Below are 18,713 nucleotides of genomic sequence, written 5' to 3'. Positions count from 1 at the left end.
CGCGAGTTTTCGAAACCTGTTCTTAAAAACGAATTCTTTAGAAGTTGCCGAGGAACCAGTCTTTCATTCGCGTGAAGACCTGGCCCATCGACCCCGACTGCACTGCGACCTTGCGGCCGCGCATCCGTTGCGAGCGTCCTTCGACGAGCAGACCCATCGCCGTCGAATAACGCGGGTTCCGCACGACATCGGCGAGACCGCCCGCGTATTCCGGCACGCCTATGCGCACCGGCTTCAGGAAAATGTCCTCGCCGAGTTCGACCATGCCGAGCATCATCGACGCGCCGCCGGTCAGCACCACGCCGGAGCTCAGCAGTTCCTCGTAACCCGACTCGCGCACCACCTGCTGCACGAGCGAAAACAGTTCTTCGACACGCGGCTCGACCACGGCCGCCAGCGCCTGGCGCGACAGCGTGCGCGGCCCGCGCTCGCCGAGACCCGGCACCTCGATCATTTCGTCCGGATCGGCCAAAGCCTGCTTCGCAATGCCGTAGTCGACCTTGATGTCTTCCGCGTCCGGCGTCGGCGTGCGCAAGGCCATCGCGATGTCGCTGGTGATCTGGTCGCCGGCGATCGGAATCACCGCCGTGTGACGAATCGCGCCTTCGCTGAAAATCGCGATATCCGTCGTACCGCCGCCGATGTCGACCAGCACCACGCCGAGTTCCTTTTCGTCTTCCGTCAGCACCGCCAGCGACGAAGCGAGCGGCTGCAGGATCAGATCGTTCACTTCGAGCCCGCAACGGCGCACGCACTTCACGATGTTCTGCGCCGCGCTTACCGCGCCAGTAACGATATGCACCTTCACTTCCAGCCGGATGCCGCTCATGCCGATCGGCTCGCGCACATCCTCCTGACCGTCGATGATGAATTCCTGCGTCAGGATGTGCAGCACCTGCTGATCGGTCGGGATGTTGATCGCCTTCGCCGTCTCGATCACGCGCGCGACGTCCGTCTGCGTGACTTCCTTTTCCTTGATCGCCACCATGCCGCTCGAATTGAAGCTGCGGATATGGCTGCCGGCGATCCCGGTGAATACGTTCGTGATCTTGCAGTCGGCCATCAACTCGGCCTCTTCGAGCGCGCGCTGAATGGACTGCACGGTGGCTTCGATATTCACCACCACGCCCTTCTTGAGCCCCTTCGATTCGCTCTGGCCGAGGCCGATCACCTCGTAGTGACCCTCGCCCTTCAACTCGGCGACGATAGCCACTACCTTCGACGTCCCGATGTCGAGGGCGACCAGCAGATCTTTATAGTCTTTACTCATAGCGTGCTCATTGCGTGTGATGTCCGTTTACTTCTTGCCCTTGTCGGGTTCGCTGATAAAGCGCATGCCAGCGGCACGAATCGCGAAACCGTTCGGATAGCGCAAGTCCGCATGCTCGATATCCTTTCCCCAACGTTGCGTCACCGCGTTCCACGCCGCGGTCAGGCGCCTGCTGCGATCAAGCAGCGTGTCCTGATTCCGTTCGCGCCCCAGTTCCACCTGCATGCCGTTCGACAGCTTCACCGTCCACGCGTAACGCGGCGACAGCGTGACTTCTTCGGGCGTTGCGCCTAACGGCGCAAACCACTTCTTGAAGTCGCCATAACGCGCGACGACTTCTTTGGCCGTTCCGTCCGGGCCGTCGAACGCGGGTAGCTCTTCTTCGAGCTCACCCTGGTTCGCGGTGAACAGATCGCCGTCCACGCTCACCAACTGATCGCTGCCCCACGTTCCAAGCGGTTTGTACTCTTCAAGCGTGACAGCCAATGCATTCGGCCAGACCCGCCGCACGCTCGCATGACGCACCCACGGCATCTGCTCGAACGCCTGCCGTGCGACATCGAGATCCACCGTAAAAAAGTTGCCCTTCAACCGCCCTACTACCCCGGCGCGCACCGTCGGCGAATTGATGTGCTCGGTATCGCCGTCGATCTGGATTTCGCGCAACGCGAAATTCGGGCGCTGAATCAGCCAGTAACCGCCAGCCGCCAGCAGCACGAGCACCAGCAACGCATGCAATGCGTTGGCGGCGAGATTGAGCTGGCGAACGTTGTTCCACATGGTGTTGCTTTCGGGTTGCCCCGGTTAGTCCTTTGTTAGTCCTTGAGCGTCAGCGCCAACACGCCGACAACCAGTTCCTGATAGCTGATGCCCACCGCGCGCGCCGCTTTCGGCGGCAACGAGTGATCGGTCATGCCAGGCGCCGTGTTCACTTCCAGGAAGTACGGATTGCCGTCGGCGTCGAGCATGAAATCGGCGCGGCCCCAATCGGTACAGCCGAGTACGTCGAATGCGCGGCGCGCCAGCACTTTCAGGCGTGATTCTTCGTCAGCGGCCAGACCACACGGAATCAGATACTGCGTGTCGTTGGCAATGTACTTCGCGTGGTAGTCGTAGAACTCGCCGGCCGGCACGATGCGGATCACCGGCAGATCCAGATCGCCCGCGATGCATGCCGTGTATTCACCGCCGCCTTCAATGCTCTTTTCCACCACGACGATCTTGTCGTACTTGATCGCTTCGAGCAGCGCGGCCGGCAATGCGTCGGCGCTTTTCACCTTGATCACCGCGACGCTCGAGCCTTCGCTGGCCGGCTTCACGAACAGCGGCAAGCCGAGCTTCGCGACGATGTCTTTCGCACGCGCTTCGTAATCGTCGCCGCGCAGCACGGCCTCGAACGGCGGCGTCGGAATGCCGAGTTGCTGCCACACGAGCTTGGTACGGAACTTGTCCAGACCGAGCGCCGAACCGAGCACGCCGCTACCGGTGTAACGGATGCCGTAAAAATCCAGCGCGCCCTGAATCTGGCCGTTCTCGCCATAGCCGCCATGCAGCGCGTTGAACGCGCGCACGAAGCCTTCGTCCTTCAACGCGGCAAGCGGACGCTCGGCCGGATCGAACGGATGCGCGTCGATACCGGCGTCGCGTAGACCTTGCAGCACGAGGCGGCCGGAATTGAGCGACACCTCGCGCTCGGCAGAGTCCCCACCGAGCAGCACTGCCACTTTGCCGAATTGTTTAGCGAGCTCGTCCGCTTTAATGCTGCTCATTTCACTCACACCTTCGTTTCTTGCGCCAGGCGACCCGGCACACCGCCGATCGAACCCGCGCCCATCGTGATCACCACATCGCCGTCGCGCACTACTGTTGAGAGCGCGTCCGGCACTTCATCCACCGTATCGACAAATACCGGCTCGACCTTGCCCGCCACGCGCAGCGCACGCGCGAGCGCGCGGCCATCCGCGGCGACGATCGGCGCTTCACCGGCCGAATAGACCTCGGTCAGCACCAAGGCGTCGACGGTCGACAACACTTTCACAAAATCTTCGAAGCAATCGCGCGTGCGCGTGAAGCGGTGCGGCTGGAATGCGAGCACCAGGCGCCGCCCAGGAAACGCGCCGCGCGCCGCCGCCACCGTTGCCGCCATTTCGACCGGGTGATGGCCGTAGTCGTCGACCAGCGTGTACGCGCCGGCCGCTTTACCTTCCGACACGACCGGCACTTCGCCGTAGCGCTGGAAGCGCCGGCCCACGCCGTTGAAATCCGCCAGCGCTCGCTGGATATCGGCATCTTTCACTTCAAGTTCAGTCGCAATTGCGATTGCAGCCAACGCGTTCTGCACGTTGTGCTCGCCAGGCAGGTTCAAAACGATGTCGATCGGCGCCGCGTCTTCACGCATTGCCGTGAAATGCATCTTGCCGCCGCGCGCTTCGACGTTGACCGCGCGCACCTGTGCGTCCGGCGCGAAACCGTAACGGATGATCGGCTTCGACACGAACGGCAGGATCTCCTTCACGTTCGGATCGTCGACGCACAGCACCGCGATTCCATAGAACGGCAGACGATGCGTGAATTCGATAAACGCCTGCTTGAGCCGCGCGAAGTCGTGCCCGTAGGTGTCCATGTGATCGGCGTCGATGTTCGTGATGACTTCGATCACCGGGAACAGATTCAGGAACGACGCATCCGACTCGTCCGCTTCGGCGACGATGAAGTCGCCCGTACCCAGACGCGCATTTGCGCCGGCGCTGATCAGTCGGCCGCCGATCACGAACGTCGGATCGAGCCCGCCCGCGGCCAGCACGCTCGCTACCAGCGAGGTGGTGGTGGTCTTGCCGTGCGTACCGGCAATCGCGATGCCCTGCTTCAGGCGCATCAGTTCCGCGAGCATCACGGCGCGCGGCACGATCGGAATGCGGCGATGACGCGCGGCCAGCACTTCCGGATTGTCGCTGCGCACCGCCGTGGAAACGACCACGGCGTTCGCGCCTTCGATGTTCTCCGCCGCGTGACCAATCGCGATCCGCGCGCCGAGTGCGGCAAGCCGATCAGTCACGGCGTTGCTCGTCAGGTCCGAGCCGCTCACCTGATAGCCGAGGTTGACCAGCACCTCCGCGATGCCGCTCATGCCGACACCGCCGATGCCGACAAAGTGAATATGTTTGACGATGTGTTTCATTGCTTTCCTTCTGGGCTCGCGCCCGAAATCGAACCCGCCACAGTCGCGCAAATCTTTGCGACCTGTTCCGTGGCGTCGGGTTTCGCGAGCGAGCGCGAACGCTCCGCCATCTCCGCGAGGGTTGCTCGCGTCTGGCTGCGCAACCAGTCGGCGAGCATTTCCGCCGACAGATCGCGTTGCTGCACGACCAGCGCCGCGCCGTTATCGGCGAGGAACGCTGCATTAGTGGTTTGGTGATCGTCTACTGCAAACGGAAACGGCACGAAGAACGCCGCCACCCCTACTGCGGCTATCTCCGATACCGTCATCGCGCCCGAACGGCAGATCACCAGATCCGCGTTCGCGTACGCACTCGTCATGTCGTCGATGAACGGCACGAGCTCGACATCGGCGCCCGCTTGCAAGCCGGCCACCGCGTAGTTCTCGCGCAGCGCTTCAATATGCTTCGCGCCCGCCTGATGCACGATGCGCGGACGTTCATTCGGCGCCAGCAGCGCAACCGCGCGCGGCACCACTTCATTCAATGCGGCGGCGCCCAGACTGCCGCCCACCACCAGCACATTCAGCGGACCGCTGCGCGCTGCGTAGCGTGCTTTGGGTGCAATTGCGCGCGCAAGTTCCGCACGAATCGGGTTTCCGGTCCATTCGCCGTGCGGCAGCGCATTCGGGAATGCGACCAGCACGCGCCTGGCGACTTTCGCGAGCACCTTGTTGGCGAGACCCGCGATCGAATTCTGTTCATGCAGCACCAGCGGACGGCCGCTCAACGCAGTCATCAAACCCGCTGGAAACGTGATGTAACCGCCCATGCCGAGCACGACGTCCGGCTTCACGCGACGCAATACGCTCAGACTTTGCGAGCAGGCACGCAGCAGATTCAGCGGCAGCATCAGCTTGGTCTTCAGGCCCTTGCCGCGCAGTCCGCCGAAGCGCACGTATTCCATCGGGATGCCGTGTTTCGGCACCAGCGTGGCTTCCATACCCGCGGGATTTCCGAGCCATACGACCTTCCAGCCCCACGCCTGCATCAGGTGCGCGACCGCAAGCCCCGGGAACACGTGTCCCCCGGTGCCACCGGCCATCACCATCAGCGTGCGTTGCGGGAGAGCCGTCATACTTTGCCTCCACGCATCAACACCCGGTTCTCATAATCGACACGCATCAACACGGCCACCGCCACGCAGTTCAGCACGATGCCCGAGCCGCCGTAGCTAACGAGCGGCAACGTCAGACCTTTGGTTGGCAGCAGACCGAGGTTCACACCCATATTGATAAAGGTCTGCGCGCCGAACCAGATGCCGATGCCCTTCGCGACCAGCCCGGCAAACGTGCGGTCGAGCGCGAGCGCCTGACGGCCGATCTCAAACGAGCGGCGCACGATCCAGTAAAACATCAGGATCACGACGAGCACGCCGACAAAACCGAGTTCTTCGCCGATCACCGCGAGGATGAAGTCGGTATGTGCTTCCGGCAGATAGTTGAGCTTCTCGACGCTGCCGCCCAAACCCACGCCAAACCACTCGCCGCGTCCGAAAGCGATCAGCGAGTGCGTCAATTGATACGCCTTACCCTGCGCATAACGGTCGTCCCACGGATCGAGGTAAGCAAAGATCCGCTCACGACGCCACGGTGACGCCCACACCAGCAAGCTGAACGTGCCGACTGCGGTGGCCACCAGACCGCCGAACAGCTTGCCGTTCACGCCGCCGAGGAACAGCACGCCCATCGCGATCGCTGCGATCACCATGAACGCGCCCATGTCCGGCTCGAGCAGCAGCAACGCGCCGACGAGACCCACCGCCACCGCCATGGGCAGAAAGCCCTTGGCGAAGCTGTGCATGTATTCCTGCTTGCGCACCGTGTAGTTCGCCGCGTAGATCGTCACGGCCAGCTTCATGATTTCCGACGGCTGCATGTTCGTGATGCCGAGCGGAATCCAGCGACGAGCACCGTTCACGCCCTTACCGATGTGCGGAATCAACACGATCACCAGCGCGGCCAGCGAAATCAGGAAGAGCTTTGGCGCGTACTTATCCCACGTCGAGATCGGAATACGGAACGACACGACGCCGATCACCGAGCCCATCACAACAAAAATGATCTGGCGCACGAGGAATGCGTAGTCGCGGTACGACGCGTACTTCGGCGAATCGGGCATCGCAATCGACGCCGAATACACCATCACGACGCCGAGACCGAGTAAGGCGACGACCACCCACAGCAGCGAGTGATCGTAATCGAGCATCCGGGAGCGCAGCGGACGCACGCCGTTCACGGCGCTCGCGAGACCGCTTCCGCCGGTGCGTCCCGAAGTGCGACCCGTGCTGCCTGTATCGCCATTGCCGGCACGGGAGCCGGCAAGGCGCGAACCGAATCGTTCCGACCAGCTCATATCATCGTCCCCCGTTCGGCCGCGATGTCTTCCACCGTGCTGCGGAATACCGCCGCGCGATGGGCGTAACCCTTGAACATGTCAAAGCTCGCGCAAGCCGGCGACAGCAGCACGGCGTCGCCCGGTTGCGCCAATGCGGTGGCGGCCCGCGTCGCTTCTTCGAGCGTCGCATGGTCGGTCATCGCGATGCCGGTATCTTCCAGCGCGGCGCGAATCTGCGGTGCGTCGCGGCCGATCAGCATCACGGCACGGCACCACCGCATCACCGGCGCGGCGAGCGGTTCAAAATCCTGGCCCTTGCCGTCGCCGCCGGCGATCAGCACCGCGCGTTGCGCGAGACCGTCGAGCGCGGCAACCGTCGCGCCGACGTTGGTGCCCTTGCTGTCGTCGACGTAATCGATGCCTTCGATCGACGCGATCAATTCCACGCGATGCGGCTCGCCATGGTATTCGCGCAGGCCGTGCAGGAGCGGCGCACCAGGCAGAGCGATCGCGCGCGCCAGTGCGTACGCCGCCAATGCATTTGCGGCGTTGTGCAGGCCGCGAATGCGCAGCGCGTCCGCGGGCATCAGGCGTTTGAGCGCGATGTGCTTCGGTGCCGCCACTTCGTTCTTGCGACGGCGTGTCGGCGCGGGTTCATCGCTGGGGTCTCGATCGTGCGCTTCGACCAGCCAGATCATGCCGTTGTCGCGCAACAGACCATAGTCGCCGTCGTTCTTCGGTTCGGTGACGCCGAAGGTGATCACCGCTGCGTCAGCGTCCGCCAAAGGCGCCAGCGCCATCACGCGCGAGTCGTCGCGATTCAGCACGCGCACGGTTTGTGGCCCGAAAATGCGCCCCTTCGCGGCGGCGTACGCATCGAGGCCGCCGTGCCAATCCAGATGATCCTGCGTGATGTTCAGCACGACGGCTGCATCCGGGGAAAACGTGTGTGCGGTTTCCAGCTGAAAGCTCGACAGTTCGAGCACCCACACATCGGGCAACGCGGTGTGGTCGATCGCTTCGCTGAGCTTGTCCAGCGCGGCCGGGCTGATGTTGCCCGCCACCGCGACCTTCTTGCCCGCGCGTTCGCACAGCAGGCCGGTGAGGCTCGTCGTCGTGGTCTTGCCGTTGGTGCCGGTGATCGCGATCACCTTCGGCGCGTAACCGCTTTCTCCGAGCGTCTTCAACGCTTGCGCGAAGAATTCGAGCTCACCCCAGACGGGGATGGCCCGCTCACTCGCCGCAGAGATCAGCGGCAGCAAGTCGGCGGCGAGCGGCGACAAACCCGGGCTGATCGCCACGAGTTCGACGCCTTCAAGCAACGAGAGCGAGAACGGGCCGCCGACAAACTCGGCATCGACGCCGTGCGCTTCCATTGCGGACAGGTTCGGCGGGACCTCGCGCGTATCGGCCACACGCAGCCGACAGCCGTGCCGCGCGCACCAGCGCGCCATCGCGAGACCGGATTCACCCAGTCCCAGCACGAGCACCATCGGCTTTTGCCGATCCCGAAACTTCTCGCCAAACATCGCCTGCTTCCCCTAAAACCGACTTAACGCAACTTGAGCGTGGACAAACCGAACAGACACAACATCAGCGTGATGATCCAGAAACGCACGACCACCTGCGTTTCCTTCCAGCCCGACAATTCGAAATGGTGATGCAGCGGCGCCATCTTGAAGAGACGCCGCCCTTCCCCGAAGCGACGCTTGGTGAACTTGAACCACGTGACCTGCAACATCACGGAAAGCGTCTCTGCGACGAAAATGCCACCCATGATGAAGAGCACGATTTCCTGGCGCACGATCACCGCGACCGTGCCGAGCGCGCCGCCCAGTGCCAGTGCGCCGACGTCGCCCATGAACATCTGCGCCGGGTGCGTGTTGAACCAGAGGAACGCGAGCCCTGCGCCGCCCATCGCCGAACAGAAGATCAGCAATTCGCCTGCCCCGGCGATATGCGGAAACAGCAGGTACTTCGAATAGACCGAGCTACCCATCACATAAGCGAACACGCCGAGCGAAGCGCCGACCAGCACGACCGGCATGATCACGAGGCCGTCGAGACCGTCGGTGAGATTCACCGCGTTGCTCGCGCCGACGATCACCAGATACGTCAGCACGATGAAGCCCCACACGCCGAGCGGATAGCTGATCGATTTAACGAACGGCAGCATCAGGTCGGCACGTGCCGGCAAGCCCATCGACAAACCACTACGCACCCACGCCATGAACAGATCGAACACGCGCACGTTGCTCGCTTCGGACACGCTGAAGGCGAGATACACCGCCGCGAACAGGCCGATCACCGACTGCCAGAAATACTTTTCACGCGACGACATGCCGCGCGGGTCTTTGTAGACCACCTTGCGGTAATCGTCGACCCAGCCGATCACGCCGAAACCGAACGTCACCAGCATCACGATCCAGATGAAACGATTGGTCAGATCGGCCCACAGCAGCGTTGCCACGGCGATACCGAGCAGGATCAGCACGCCGCCCATAGTCGGCGTACCGGATTTCACGAGGTGCGATTGCGGACCGTCTTTACGAACGGCCTGGCCGACCTTCATCGCGGTCAGCTTGCGGATCACCGCCGGGCCGCAGACGAGCCCGATCAGCAGCGCGGTGATGGTGGCCATCACCGCACGGAAAGTCAGATAACTGAACACGCGCAAGAAGCTTGCGTCATTCTGCAGCCATTGCGCCAGCGCCAGTAGCATGCTTCGGTCCTTCTAGATCAATGTGCAGCGGGCGTACTGCCCGCTGCGTTGGGTTGTGGACTCGTTACGGCGTCCACCACGCGCTCCATTTGCATGAAGCGCGAGCCTTTCACGAGAAGCGTTGCAGCAGCGCCGAAACCCGCCTGCTGCAATTGCGCGACCAGCGTGCCGACATCGGCAACGTGATGCGCGCTCGCACCGTACGCGGTGCAGGCGTCGCGCGAGGCGTCGCCCATGGCGTACAGCGCGTCGATACCGCGTTCCTTTGCGTAAGCACCGATCTCGCGGTGAAACGCCGGGCCGTTGTCGCCGACTTCGCCCATGTCGCCCATCACCAGCACGCGCGGTGATTCGCGCGACGCGAGCACGTCGATCGCCGCACGCATTGAATCGGGATTCGCGTTGTACGTGTCGTCGATCACGGTTGCGCCGGCGAGTGTGCCGAGCGCGGCTCGCTTCACCTGCAAACGGCCTTTCACGGCGCCGAATGATTCGAGGCCGCGCTTGATCGCGTCGAGCGACACGCCTGCGGCGAGCGCGGCCGACGTCGCGGCCAACGCGTTGTGCGCGTTGTGGTTGCCGAGCACTTGCAGCGCGACGTCGATATGGCCTTCAGGCGTGTCGATGCTCAGAACGTTGCCTTCGAACGAGCCCGTGACGGCGGCTTCGGTCACGCGCTCAGCGGAGTTCAAAGCGAAGTCGACGATGCGGTTGCCCGTTGCCGCGACGCGCCAGATGCTCGCGTAGGCGTCGTCGGCGGGGAATACGGCGACGCCTTGCGGCGTCAATGCGTGAATCACGCTGGCATGTTCGAGCGCGACGGCTTCGACGGTCGCCATGAATTCCTGATGCTCGCGCTGCGCGTTGTTCACCACTGCCACCGTCTGCTCGGCGATCTTCGCGAGCAGCGAGGTTTCGCCCGGATGGTTCATGCCGAGTTCGACCACCGCCAGTTGATGCGCGGCGTGCAGACGGAACAGCGTGAGCGGCAGGCCGATATCGTTGTTGAAGTTACCGGCCGTCGCGAGGCGTGCGTCCGCACCGACCGCTGCGGCGAAGATCGACGCGATCATTTCCTTGACCGTCGTCTTGCCATTGCTGCCCGTCACGGCGACGAGCGGCATGCTGAATTTGCGCCGCCAGCCGCGTGCGAGTGCACCGAGCGCGACACGCGTATCGGCCACGCGCAGCGCGGGCACATGCCAGTCGCTTGGCGTGCGCGTCAACAGGACGGCCGTCACGTTGCGCGACGCGACTTCCGGCAGGAAATCGTGCGCGTCGAAACGCTCACCCTTGATCGCGACGAACAGATCGCCCGGACCCGCGCTACGGCTATCGGTCGACACGCGTTCGAACGTGACGCTATCGTCACCGAGCACGGTTGCGCCGGGGATCAGCGCGGCGGCTTCGCGCAACGAAAACATGACGGTACGCCGCCCGGTCATTCGCCACCTCCGCGTGTGTGCGTCGCCCGCGCCGCGAGCGCAAGGCGAGCGTGATCCTGATCGGAGAAAGCGCGTTTCTTGCCCATGATTTCCTGTGTTGCTTCGTGCCCCTTACCGGCCAGCACGATGACGTCTTCGCGCGCGGCGCCGCGGATCGCCTGCAGGATGGCGCTTGCGCGATCCTCAATGCGACGGACCTTCGACGCGTCTTTCATACCTGCGACGATCTGCTCGATGATCGATTGCGGATCTTCGCTGCGTGGGTTGTCGCTGGTCACGACGACGCTATCGGCGATCTTTTCGGCAATCGCGCCCATCAGCGGACGCTTGGTGGCGTCACGGTCGCCGCCGCAGCCGAACATGCAGATCAGTTCACCGCCGCGTGCGGTCGCCATCGGGCGCAGTGCTTCGAGGGTCTTTTCCAGCGCGTCCGGCGTGTGTGCGTAATCGATCACGACGAGCGGTTCGTCGTTCTGCAAGCGCCCGCCGAGACGCTGCATGCGTCCATTGACCGGCTGGAGCTTCGCCAACTCGACAAGCGCGGCGTCAAACGGCACCTCGGCGGCGAGCAATGCGCCGAGTACGCCGAGCAGATTGCTGACGTTGAATGCGCCGAGCGTTTGCACTTCGACTTCAGCATTGCCCCAGTCTGATGTGGTCAGATGGAACGCTGTGCCGGTCGCGGTTGCGCGCACATTCGAGGCGAGCAGCAACACGTCTGCTTGCGGCGCGTCTTTGAGCGCATCGTCGAGACCATAGGCGATCGTGCGAGCATGTCCCTTCGTGCTCGCGAGCAGACGGCGACCGGCGGCATCGTCGCGATTGATCACCGCCGCGCGCAGTTCCGGCCAGGCGAACAGACGCGCCTTGGCGGCTTCATAGGCTTCGAACGTGCCGTGATAGTCGAGGTGGTCTTGCGTGAGATTCGTGAACACGGCGATGTCGAACGCCGTGCCGTTCACGCGGCCTTGATGCAATGCGTGCGACGAGACTTCCATCGCCACCGCCCGAGCGCCGGCGTCGCGCAACTGCGCGAGACTGCGTTGCAGTTGCGGTGCGTCGGGCGTCGTGAACCCGGTGTGTACGAGTTGACCCGGCAGACCTGTGCCGAGCGTACCGATAATCGCGCAACGTTTGCCGAGCGCGGTCAGCGCCGCGGAAATCCATTGGCTGCACGAAGTCTTGCCATTAGTCCCGGTGACGCCGAGCGCCAGCATGCCGTCGCTCGGATCGTTATACCAGGCGCTCGCAATCGAACCCGCGAGTTCGTTCAATGCCGGCACGGCCAGCGTCATGGAGGGATCGATTGCGCCGCTAAAGCCTTCGGGCTGAACCAGCACGGCTGCCGCGCCACGCTCGATCGCGCCGTCGATGAACGGGCGGTTGTCCGCACCGTCGACCGCATAGGCGAAAAACGCGTCGCCCGCCGCGAGCGATCGCGTGTCAGCATGCAGATGCGCGCCTGGCTGCACGCGAGCGTGCAGCCAGTTAAGCGCGTCGGCGATTTGCCGGTGCGCTGGATGCTTCTTACGCAGCGCGCTCATCGCACAACTCCGGGATGGCTTTTGGCATTGGCGGAGATCGTCATCTTCTTCGCGCCAGTGCTGGTGGAGAGTTTCTTGACCGTCGCGGGCGAAGGCGGTGCGCTCGGTGCGGCAGGCGCAGAATCGTCCGACACGACCATCTGCTTGACCGGCATATCTGGCGGCACATTCAGCGAACGCAGCGTATCGCCGACGATCGCCGAGAACACCGGACCCGACACCTGACCGCCGAAGTGGCTACCCGCCGTCGGTTCGTCGACCGACACGGCGACCACGATGCGCGGATTCGGCATGGGCGCCATACCAACGAACGACGCGCGGTACTTCGAATGGTCGTAGCCGTGGGCGCCGTGCTTGTAGGCGGTACCGCTCTTGCCGCCGACGCGATAGCCCGGCACGGCCGCGTCCGGCGACGTGCCGCCCGGCGCCGTGACGGTCTCGAGCATCGCACGCACTTCGCGAGCGGTGGTGGGTGCGAAAATTTGCGGCCCCGTGGCCGGCTGATCGCCTGGCGTGCGGAAAATCGACACCGGCATGATCTCGCCGTCATGCGCGATCGCGGTGTAGGCACGGCCCAACTGGAACAGCGACACCGACAAGCCGTAGCCGTATGACATGGTCGCCTGCTCGATGCGGCGCCAGCTCTTCCACGGACGCAGACGGCCCGCCGCCGCGCCCGGGAAGCCGACCTTCGGCGCCTGGCCGAGACCGATGCTGGTATACATGTTCCACATCTCTTCGGGCTTGAGCTGCATGGCGATCTTCGTCGCGCCGATGTTGCTCGACTTCTGGATCACGCCGCCCACCGTCAGCACGCCGAACGCGCTGTCGTCGGTAATCGGCGCACCGTCGAGCACAAAGCGGCCCGGCCCCGTATCTACCAGTGTAGTCGGCGTCACGCGGTGCAGATCGAGTGCGAGCGACACCGTGAATGGCTTCATGATCGAGCCCGGCTCGAAGGTGTCCGTGAGAATACGGTTACGCAACTGGTCGCCCGTGAGGTGCGAACGGTCGTTCGGGTTGTACGTCGGGTAGTTAACTAGCGCCAGCACTTCGCCGGTCCGCACGTCGATCACCATCGCCGCGCCAGCCTTCGCCTTGAACTTCTCGACGGCCGCTTTCAGGTTCGTATAAGCGATGTACTGGATCTTGCTGTCGATCGAGAGATCGACGTCCTGGCCGTTATGCGGCACGACCTGCTCGTCCACGTCCTCGATGATGTGGCCCATGCGGTCTTTAATGACGCGGCGGCTGCCCGACATGCCCGCGAGCAGCTTCTGGTCGCCGAGTTCGACGCCTTCCTGGCCTTCGTCTTCCACATTGGTAAAGCCGATCAGGTGAGCCGTGATCTCGCCTTCCGGATAGAAGCGCTTGTATTCGTCGCGCGCGTAAATGCCGGGAATGTCCAGCGCGGTGACTTTCGCGGCGACGTCGACCGGCACCTGGCGCTTCACGTAGACAAAGTTTTTGTCCTCCGACAGCTTGGCGCGCAACTCCTTGTTCGTCATGCCGAGCAGCTTGCCAAGCGCGGTCAGCTTGTCAGCGCCCAGGTCGTCCGGCACCGATTCAGGAATCGCCCAAATGGCGCGCACCGGCAGACTCGTGGCCAGCACGAGGCCGTTGCGGTCGAGAATCTTGCCACGCGTGGCCGGTAATTCGAGCCGGCGCTGATAGCGGATCTCACCCTGCTTCTGATAAAAGGCGTTGCCCGGCCCCTGAATCCAGAAGGCGCGCGCGGTCAGCGCGACAAACGCCATGAACAACATGAACACGACGAGTTTCGAGCGCCACATGGGCAGGCGCACCGACAGAATCGGGTTTGCCGAGAAGGCGACGCTCTTGCGCGTGGACGATTTTTTCATCGCACGCCTCCGCGACGGGTCGCAGCCGGCGCCGAGGCCGGCCCGGAAGTCGGAATCGGCGCGTCTTCAGCCTTGGCGGCACCCGGGTCGAGCGTCAGGTACTGGGTGCGCCCGGTCGTGACCGATTGCATTTTCAGAGAATCAGTGGCGAGTTGCTCGATGCGCGACGTCTTCGACAACGCGCTCTGCTGATATTGAAGCTGTGAATAATCCTGCTGCAGCTGACGCTCCTGCGATTGCGCGCGCTGCAACTGGATAAAAATCTGACGCTGCTGATTGGTTGCGTTGACGACAGACAAGGCGCAGCCCATCACGATCATCAGCAGGAAGATATTGAGGCGATTCATGGTGCGATCCGCTCCGCCACACGCATCACGGCAGAACGGGCGCGCGGGTTCGCGGCGACTTCAGCGTCGCTTGCGAACACGCGGCCGATGATTTTGAGCGGAGGGCTCGGCAGATCGACTGCACGGATCGGCAGACGGCGGTCCACCGCAGGCGTACTGGCGTGCGCCTGCATGAATCGCTTGACGATCCGGTCCTCGAGCGAATGAAAGCTGATGACCACCAGCCGCCCCCCTTGCTCCAACAGCGACAACGCTGCTTCTAAAACGACTTGCAGCTCCGCAAGCTCTTGATTGATGTGAATCCGTATAGCCTGAAAGGTGCGGGTTGCCGGATCCTTGCCCTTCTCACGGGTTTTGACGACGTTAGCCACGATTTGGGCAAGCTCGCCCGTGCTGACGAGAGGCCCAAGACGGTCGGACTCTGCCCGGCGAGCAACAAGCGCCTTTGCAATCTGAAAAGCAAACCGTTCTTCCCCATAATCTCGTATCACCTCCGTCAGTTCCTGCACCGTGGCCCGCGCCAACCAGTCAGCCGCGGACTCGCCGCGCGTCGGGTCCATCCGCATGTCGAGCGGGCCGTCGGCGCGGAAGCTGAAGCCCCGCTCCGGATCGTCGACTTGCGGCGACGACACGCCCAGATCCAGCAAAACACCCGACACCCGCCCGACTCCGCGCTCGGCAATCGCGTCACGCAGTGAAGCAAAACTTTCGTGCACGATGCCAAAGCGCGGATCGGCGATTTGCTGCGCCGTGGCGATGGCGAGCGGGTCTTTGTCAAACGCAATCAGGCGCCCCGACTCACCCAGTTTCTCCAGCACCAACCGGCTATGACCGCCGCGCCCGAACGTACCGTCCACGTACACGCCGTCCGCGCGTGTGACCAACGCCTCGACCGCTTCTTCCAGCAGCACCGTGCGATGCTGCAATTCGTTTCCCATCGCAGGTGCCATATATGTAGTCCGCGATCAGAACGTGAAATTCTTTAACGCTTCGGGCATGCCCTCGGCGATCGCTGCCTGTTCCTTTGCTGCGTAAGTTTGTGCGTCCCACAACTCGAAGTGGCGCCCCATGCCAAGCAAGGTCACTTCTTTTTCCAACCCGCCGGCCGTGCGCAATTCCGGCGACACGAGCACGCGACCCGCGCCGTCCATATCGACGTCCATGGCATTGCCGAGAAAAATGCGCTTCCACCAGGCGGCGTTCATCGGCAGCTTGTCGACCTTGTCGCGAAAGATCTCCCACTCCGGGCGAGGAAAGAGCAACAGGCAGCCGTCCGGGTGCTTGGTGATCGTCACCCGGCCCTCTGCCTGTGTTTGCAGCGCATCCCGATAACGAGAGGGAATCGACATCCGCCCTTTCGCATCGAGCGTCAGCGCCGACGCCCCTTGGAACACTTCGTTCTCCCCATACGGCGTTTTTGCGCCGGCTGTCCGATTCGTGAAAATCTACCCGAAACCACCCGTGAGATCACACAAAAATACACTTTCTCACACTGTCTCCCACTTTAGAGGAACGCTAAACAGGGGTCAAGGGAGATAGACGCTTTTCGAGCGAATTTTGTTTGTTAGAACAAGGACTTAGCGCGACTCTTTCACGTCAGACATAAAACGGAAAAACCGTTATAAATGAATGAGCTAGTGAAACTTGTGAAGGTGATACGTGAAAAGTACGAGGGAAAGGCGTGGAATGTAAGAGATCGTGAAGCGTGATCGGGGATGTTTGCTGGTGTTCCGGGTACGTCAGGCGGACGGCGCGCGAGGCGCCGTCCCACTTTCAGGCCGTGTGTGAGCGGAGGTCCCGAACTTATATGTAATAGGCGGTGCGTGTCATGACTTTCGATACTGCCCGCATCAGCGCGCGCGCAGGAAACGGCAACTCGACGCCGCCTGCGTCCATAGCGGATTTACCGTGCTCCGCCTCGTCCACGCGCATCTGTTCGACGATCGCCCGCGATTCACGGTCGGCTACGGGCAATTGATCAAGATGACTATCCAGATGCTGTTCGACCTGGCGTTCGGTTTCGGCCATGAAGCCGAGACTCACGCGATCACCCAGGCGGCCTGCCGCGAGGCCGATTGCCAACGCGCCTGTATACCAGAGCGGGTTCAACAGGCTTGGACGCGAATCGAGCGCCGTAAGGCGCTTGGCGATCCACGCCAGATGATCCTCTTCTTCGATGGCAGCGTGATTAAACACGGCCCGCAAAGACGGTGACCGGGTAGCGAGTTTCTGAGCCTGGTAAAGCGCCTGGGCGCACACCTCACCGACGTGGTTCACACGCATCAAACCGGCCGCATGCGCGCGTTCCGCCGGTGAGAGTTCGACGGACTCCGCCGCCGATTCTTGCGGAACCGGTAACGGACGACTCATCCGCGACACCCCGGTCATTGAGCGTAAACCCCTATCAAACTCGCTAATCAACTCGTCCAGAAACATTCGGCACTCCCGATTCGACAACCGTCCCGCCGCGCTGACGAGTCCGCGCGATAAGGCTTTGCTGGGCAAAACCGGCTTCGCGAAGACCTTGAATTCAAACGATTCCGACGGCCAATTCCTGATTTTAGACCATGTTGCGTAAACGAAACAGGACCCGTCCTGGCCGTCTCCTTTTGCTTTGTGCCATGTATGCCTTTTGTTACATTACGTGCAACTTCTCGCGAAGTTGGACAAGCAAGGCCTCAACGCTAGATAAATATTCGCCTTGTACAAAAGATTCGTAATCCTTGGAGATCATTCGATGAAAAAGTCGCTTCTCGCTCTCGCAGCACTGGGCGCATTCGCAGGCGTCGCACATGCTCAGAGCAGCGTGACCCTGTACGGCATTATTGATGAAGGCTTCAACATCAACACCAACGCTAATGGCAAGCATCTGTACAACCTGTCCAGCGGCGTTCTGCAAGGCTCGCGTTTCGGCCTGCGCGGCACGGAAGATCTGGGCGGCGGTCTGAAGGCAATCTTCGTGTTGGAAAACGGCTTTGACGTGAACAACGGCAAGCTGGGTCAAGGCGGCCTGATGTTCGGTCGTCAGGCTTACGTTGGCCTGTCGAGCCAGTTCGGTACGGTCACGCTGGGTCGTCAGTATGACTCCGTGGTTGACTATGTCGGCCCGCTGGAAGCCGGCGATCAATGGGGTGGCTCCATCGCAGCTCACCCGAGCGACCTCGACAACTTCAACAACTCGTTCCGCACCAACAACACGGTCAAGTACACGAGCGCAAACTACGGCGGCCTGACGTTCGGCGGCACGTATAGCTTCGGCGGTCAAGCAGGCAATTTCTCGCAAAATCAGATCTGGTCGTTGGGCGCTGGCTACAACAACGGTCCTCTCGTTCTCGGCGTTGGTTACTTGAACGCACGCAGCCCGGCTAACGCGGGTGGCCTGTTCAACACGCCTGCCACGCCGTCTGCGGCAAACGCAGCGGTGTCGTCGGGCCTCACGTACGCTGGCTTCGCGTCGGCTAACACATACCAGGTCATTGGTGCAGGCGGCGCATATACATTCGGCGCGGCAACGATCGGTGCAACGTACTCGAATATCCGTTTCGGGAACTTAGCTTCTACATATTCAACGACTGGATTGGCACAGTTCAAGGGCCAATCGGCTACGTTCAACAACGCGGAACTCAACTTCAAGTATCAGTTGACTCCGGCGTTGCTGATCGGCGCTGCATATGACTACACCCGCGGCGTTGAAATCGCTGGTGCGTCGCGCGCTCAATACCATCAAGGCGCAGTTGGCGTGGACTATTTCCTGTCCAAGCGTACCGACGTGTACGTGACGGGTGTGTACCAGCACGCTCTGGGCGATACGCTGGATGCTTCGGGCAAGGTGGTTACTGCAAATGCGGCCATCGCCAGCATCACCCCGTCGGCAAGCCAGAACCAGTTCACGGCTCGCGTCGGTATTCGCCACAAGTTCTAATAAGTCGTAATAAAGCAGTTTGCCTCAAAGGCGCCTTCGGGCGCTTTTT

At 62.3% G+C, this 18,713-nt stretch carries 16 protein-coding genes; 1 reads left to right on the top strand and 15 read right to left on the bottom strand.

The features are described from left to right. Positions 1-37 precede the first annotated feature (37 nt). The 15 genes from ftsA to coq7 all read right to left on the bottom strand — a co-directional run bounded on the left by ftsA (position 38) and on the right by coq7 (position 17,178). Positions 38-1,270, bottom strand: a complete 1,233-nt coding sequence (ftsA, locus tag B0G76_RS01090) for a cell division protein FtsA (RefSeq protein WP_007180311.1) — start codon at positions 1,268-1,270, stop codon at positions 38-40. A 27-nt stretch (positions 1,271-1,297) separates the two neighbouring features. Continuing rightward, complete coding sequence (locus B0G76_RS01085) at positions 1,298-2,050, bottom strand: cell division protein FtsQ/DivIB (RefSeq protein ID WP_120289399.1); 753 nt, start codon at positions 2,048-2,050, stop codon at positions 1,298-1,300. A 35-nt stretch (positions 2,051-2,085) separates the two neighbouring features. Further along, positions 2,086-3,039 carry a D-alanine--D-alanine ligase gene (locus B0G76_RS01080; protein WP_120289397.1) on the bottom strand — a complete coding sequence of 318 codons (954 nt, stop codon included), beginning with the start codon at positions 3,037-3,039 and terminating at the stop codon, positions 2,086-2,088. A gap of 5 nt (positions 3,040-3,044) precedes the next feature. Next, positions 3,045-4,448: a UDP-N-acetylmuramate--L-alanine ligase gene (murC, locus tag B0G76_RS01075; RefSeq protein ID WP_120289395.1), complete on the bottom strand. Its 1,404-nt coding sequence runs from the start codon at positions 4,446-4,448 to the stop codon at positions 3,045-3,047. Beyond that, positions 4,445-5,563, bottom strand: a complete 1,119-nt coding sequence (gene murG / locus B0G76_RS01070) for an undecaprenyldiphospho-muramoylpentapeptide beta-N-acetylglucosaminyltransferase (protein ID WP_120289393.1) — start codon at positions 5,561-5,563, stop codon at positions 4,445-4,447. The genes murC and murG overlap by 4 nt, the downstream gene beginning before the upstream one ends. Continuing rightward, positions 5,560-6,840, bottom strand: a complete 1,281-nt coding sequence (gene ftsW / locus B0G76_RS01065) for a putative lipid II flippase FtsW (RefSeq protein WP_120289391.1) — start codon at positions 6,838-6,840, stop codon at positions 5,560-5,562. The genes murG and ftsW overlap by 4 nt, the downstream gene beginning before the upstream one ends. Further along, on the bottom strand, positions 6,837-8,351 hold the full coding sequence (murD, locus tag B0G76_RS01060; RefSeq protein ID WP_120289389.1) for a UDP-N-acetylmuramoyl-L-alanine--D-glutamate ligase: 1,515 nt from the start codon (positions 8,349-8,351) through the stop codon (positions 6,837-6,839). Before murD ends, ftsW begins: the two co-directional genes overlap by 4 nt. 23 nt (positions 8,352-8,374) lie before the next feature. After that, complete coding sequence (gene mraY, locus B0G76_RS01055) at positions 8,375-9,544, bottom strand: phospho-N-acetylmuramoyl-pentapeptide-transferase (protein ID WP_120289387.1); 1,170 nt, start codon at positions 9,542-9,544, stop codon at positions 8,375-8,377. A 17-nt stretch (positions 9,545-9,561) separates the two neighbouring features. After that, entirely contained in the window at positions 9,562-10,989 is a 1,428-nt protein-coding gene (murF, locus tag B0G76_RS01050; protein ID WP_120289385.1) for a UDP-N-acetylmuramoyl-tripeptide--D-alanyl-D-alanine ligase, read from the bottom strand. Next, positions 10,986-12,533 (bottom strand): UDP-N-acetylmuramoyl-L-alanyl-D-glutamate--2,6-diaminopimelate ligase, encoded by a 1,548-nt coding sequence (locus B0G76_RS01045; protein WP_120289383.1) that lies wholly within the window; start codon positions 12,531-12,533, stop codon positions 10,986-10,988. The genes murF and B0G76_RS01045 overlap by 4 nt, the downstream gene beginning before the upstream one ends. Continuing rightward, entirely contained in the window at positions 12,530-14,395 is a 1,866-nt protein-coding gene (locus B0G76_RS01040) for a penicillin-binding protein 2 (protein WP_120289381.1), read from the bottom strand. The genes B0G76_RS01045 and B0G76_RS01040 overlap by 4 nt, the downstream gene beginning before the upstream one ends. Next, positions 14,392-14,742 carry a cell division protein FtsL gene (ftsL, locus tag B0G76_RS01035; protein WP_120289379.1) on the bottom strand — a complete coding sequence of 117 codons (351 nt, stop codon included), beginning with the start codon at positions 14,740-14,742 and terminating at the stop codon, positions 14,392-14,394. Before ftsL ends, B0G76_RS01040 begins: the two co-directional genes overlap by 4 nt. Continuing rightward, positions 14,739-15,692, bottom strand: a complete 954-nt coding sequence (gene rsmH, locus B0G76_RS01030) for a 16S rRNA (cytosine(1402)-N(4))-methyltransferase RsmH (protein WP_120289377.1) — start codon at positions 15,690-15,692, stop codon at positions 14,739-14,741. The genes ftsL and rsmH overlap by 4 nt, the downstream gene beginning before the upstream one ends. A 15-nt stretch (positions 15,693-15,707) precedes the next feature. Then, positions 15,708-16,136, bottom strand: coding sequence for a division/cell wall cluster transcriptional repressor MraZ (gene mraZ / locus B0G76_RS01025; protein ID WP_120289375.1), 429 nt, complete (start codon positions 16,134-16,136; stop codon positions 15,708-15,710). A gap of 409 nt (positions 16,137-16,545) precedes the next feature. Continuing rightward, positions 16,546-17,178 (bottom strand): 2-polyprenyl-3-methyl-6-methoxy-1,4-benzoquinone monooxygenase, encoded by a 633-nt coding sequence (gene coq7, locus B0G76_RS01020; protein ID WP_120289373.1) that lies wholly within the window; start codon positions 17,176-17,178, stop codon positions 16,546-16,548. A gap of 301 nt (positions 17,179-17,479) precedes the next feature. Here coq7 and B0G76_RS01015 point away from each other — a divergent pair, with 301 nt between their 5' ends. Beyond that, positions 17,480-18,664, top strand: coding sequence for a porin (locus tag B0G76_RS01015; RefSeq protein ID WP_120289371.1), 1,185 nt, complete (start codon positions 17,480-17,482; stop codon positions 18,662-18,664). The last annotated feature ends 49 nt before the right edge of the window (positions 18,665-18,713 follow it).

This window comes from Paraburkholderia sp. BL23I1N1, assembly GCF_003610295.1.
In the GTDB taxonomy this organism is placed as follows: Bacteria; Pseudomonadota; Gammaproteobacteria; order Burkholderiales; family Burkholderiaceae; genus Paraburkholderia.
Note: the sequence above shows the minus strand (reverse complement) of the source record. Positions and strands in the feature narration are given on the sequence as shown.

Coding starts and splice junctions, on each gene's coding strand:
- ftsW (WP_120289391.1), bottom strand. CDS start 6,840: ATGAGCTGGTCGGAACGATTCGGTTCGCGCCTTGCCGGCTCCCGTGCC.
- B0G76_RS01040 (WP_120289381.1), bottom strand. CDS start 14,395: ATGAAAAAATCGTCCACGCGCAAGAGCGTCGCCTTCTCGGCAAACCCG.
- B0G76_RS01080 (WP_120289397.1), bottom strand. CDS start 3,039: ATGAGCAGCATTAAAGCGGACGAGCTCGCTAAACAATTCGGCAAAGTG.
- ftsA (WP_007180311.1), bottom strand. CDS start 1,270: ATGAGTAAAGACTATAAAGATCTGCTGGTCGCCCTCGACATCGGGACG.
- murC (WP_120289395.1), bottom strand. CDS start 4,448: ATGAAACACATCGTCAAACATATTCACTTTGTCGGCATCGGCGGTGTC.
- B0G76_RS01015 (WP_120289371.1), top strand. CDS start 17,480: ATGAAAAAGTCGCTTCTCGCTCTCGCAGCACTGGGCGCATTCGCAGGC.
- murF (WP_120289385.1), bottom strand. CDS start 10,989: ATGACCGGGCGGCGTACCGTCATGTTTTCGTTGCGCGAAGCCGCCGCG.
- ftsL (WP_120289379.1), bottom strand. CDS start 14,742: ATGAATCGCCTCAATATCTTCCTGCTGATGATCGTGATGGGCTGCGCC.
- mraY (WP_120289387.1), bottom strand. CDS start 9,544: ATGCTACTGGCGCTGGCGCAATGGCTGCAGAATGACGCAAGCTTCTTG.
- rsmH (WP_120289377.1), bottom strand. CDS start 15,692: ATGGCACCTGCGATGGGAAACGAATTGCAGCATCGCACGGTGCTGCTG.
- coq7 (WP_120289373.1), bottom strand. CDS start 17,178: ATGTTTCTGGACGAGTTGATTAGCGAGTTTGATAGGGGTTTACGCTCA.
- B0G76_RS01045 (WP_120289383.1), bottom strand. CDS start 12,533: ATGAGCGCGCTGCGTAAGAAGCATCCAGCGCACCGGCAAATCGCCGAC.
- murG (WP_120289393.1), bottom strand. CDS start 5,563: ATGACGGCTCTCCCGCAACGCACGCTGATGGTGATGGCCGGTGGCACC.
- B0G76_RS01085 (WP_120289399.1), bottom strand. CDS start 2,050: ATGTGGAACAACGTTCGCCAGCTCAATCTCGCCGCCAACGCATTGCAT.
- murD (WP_120289389.1), bottom strand. CDS start 8,351: ATGTTTGGCGAGAAGTTTCGGGATCGGCAAAAGCCGATGGTGCTCGTG.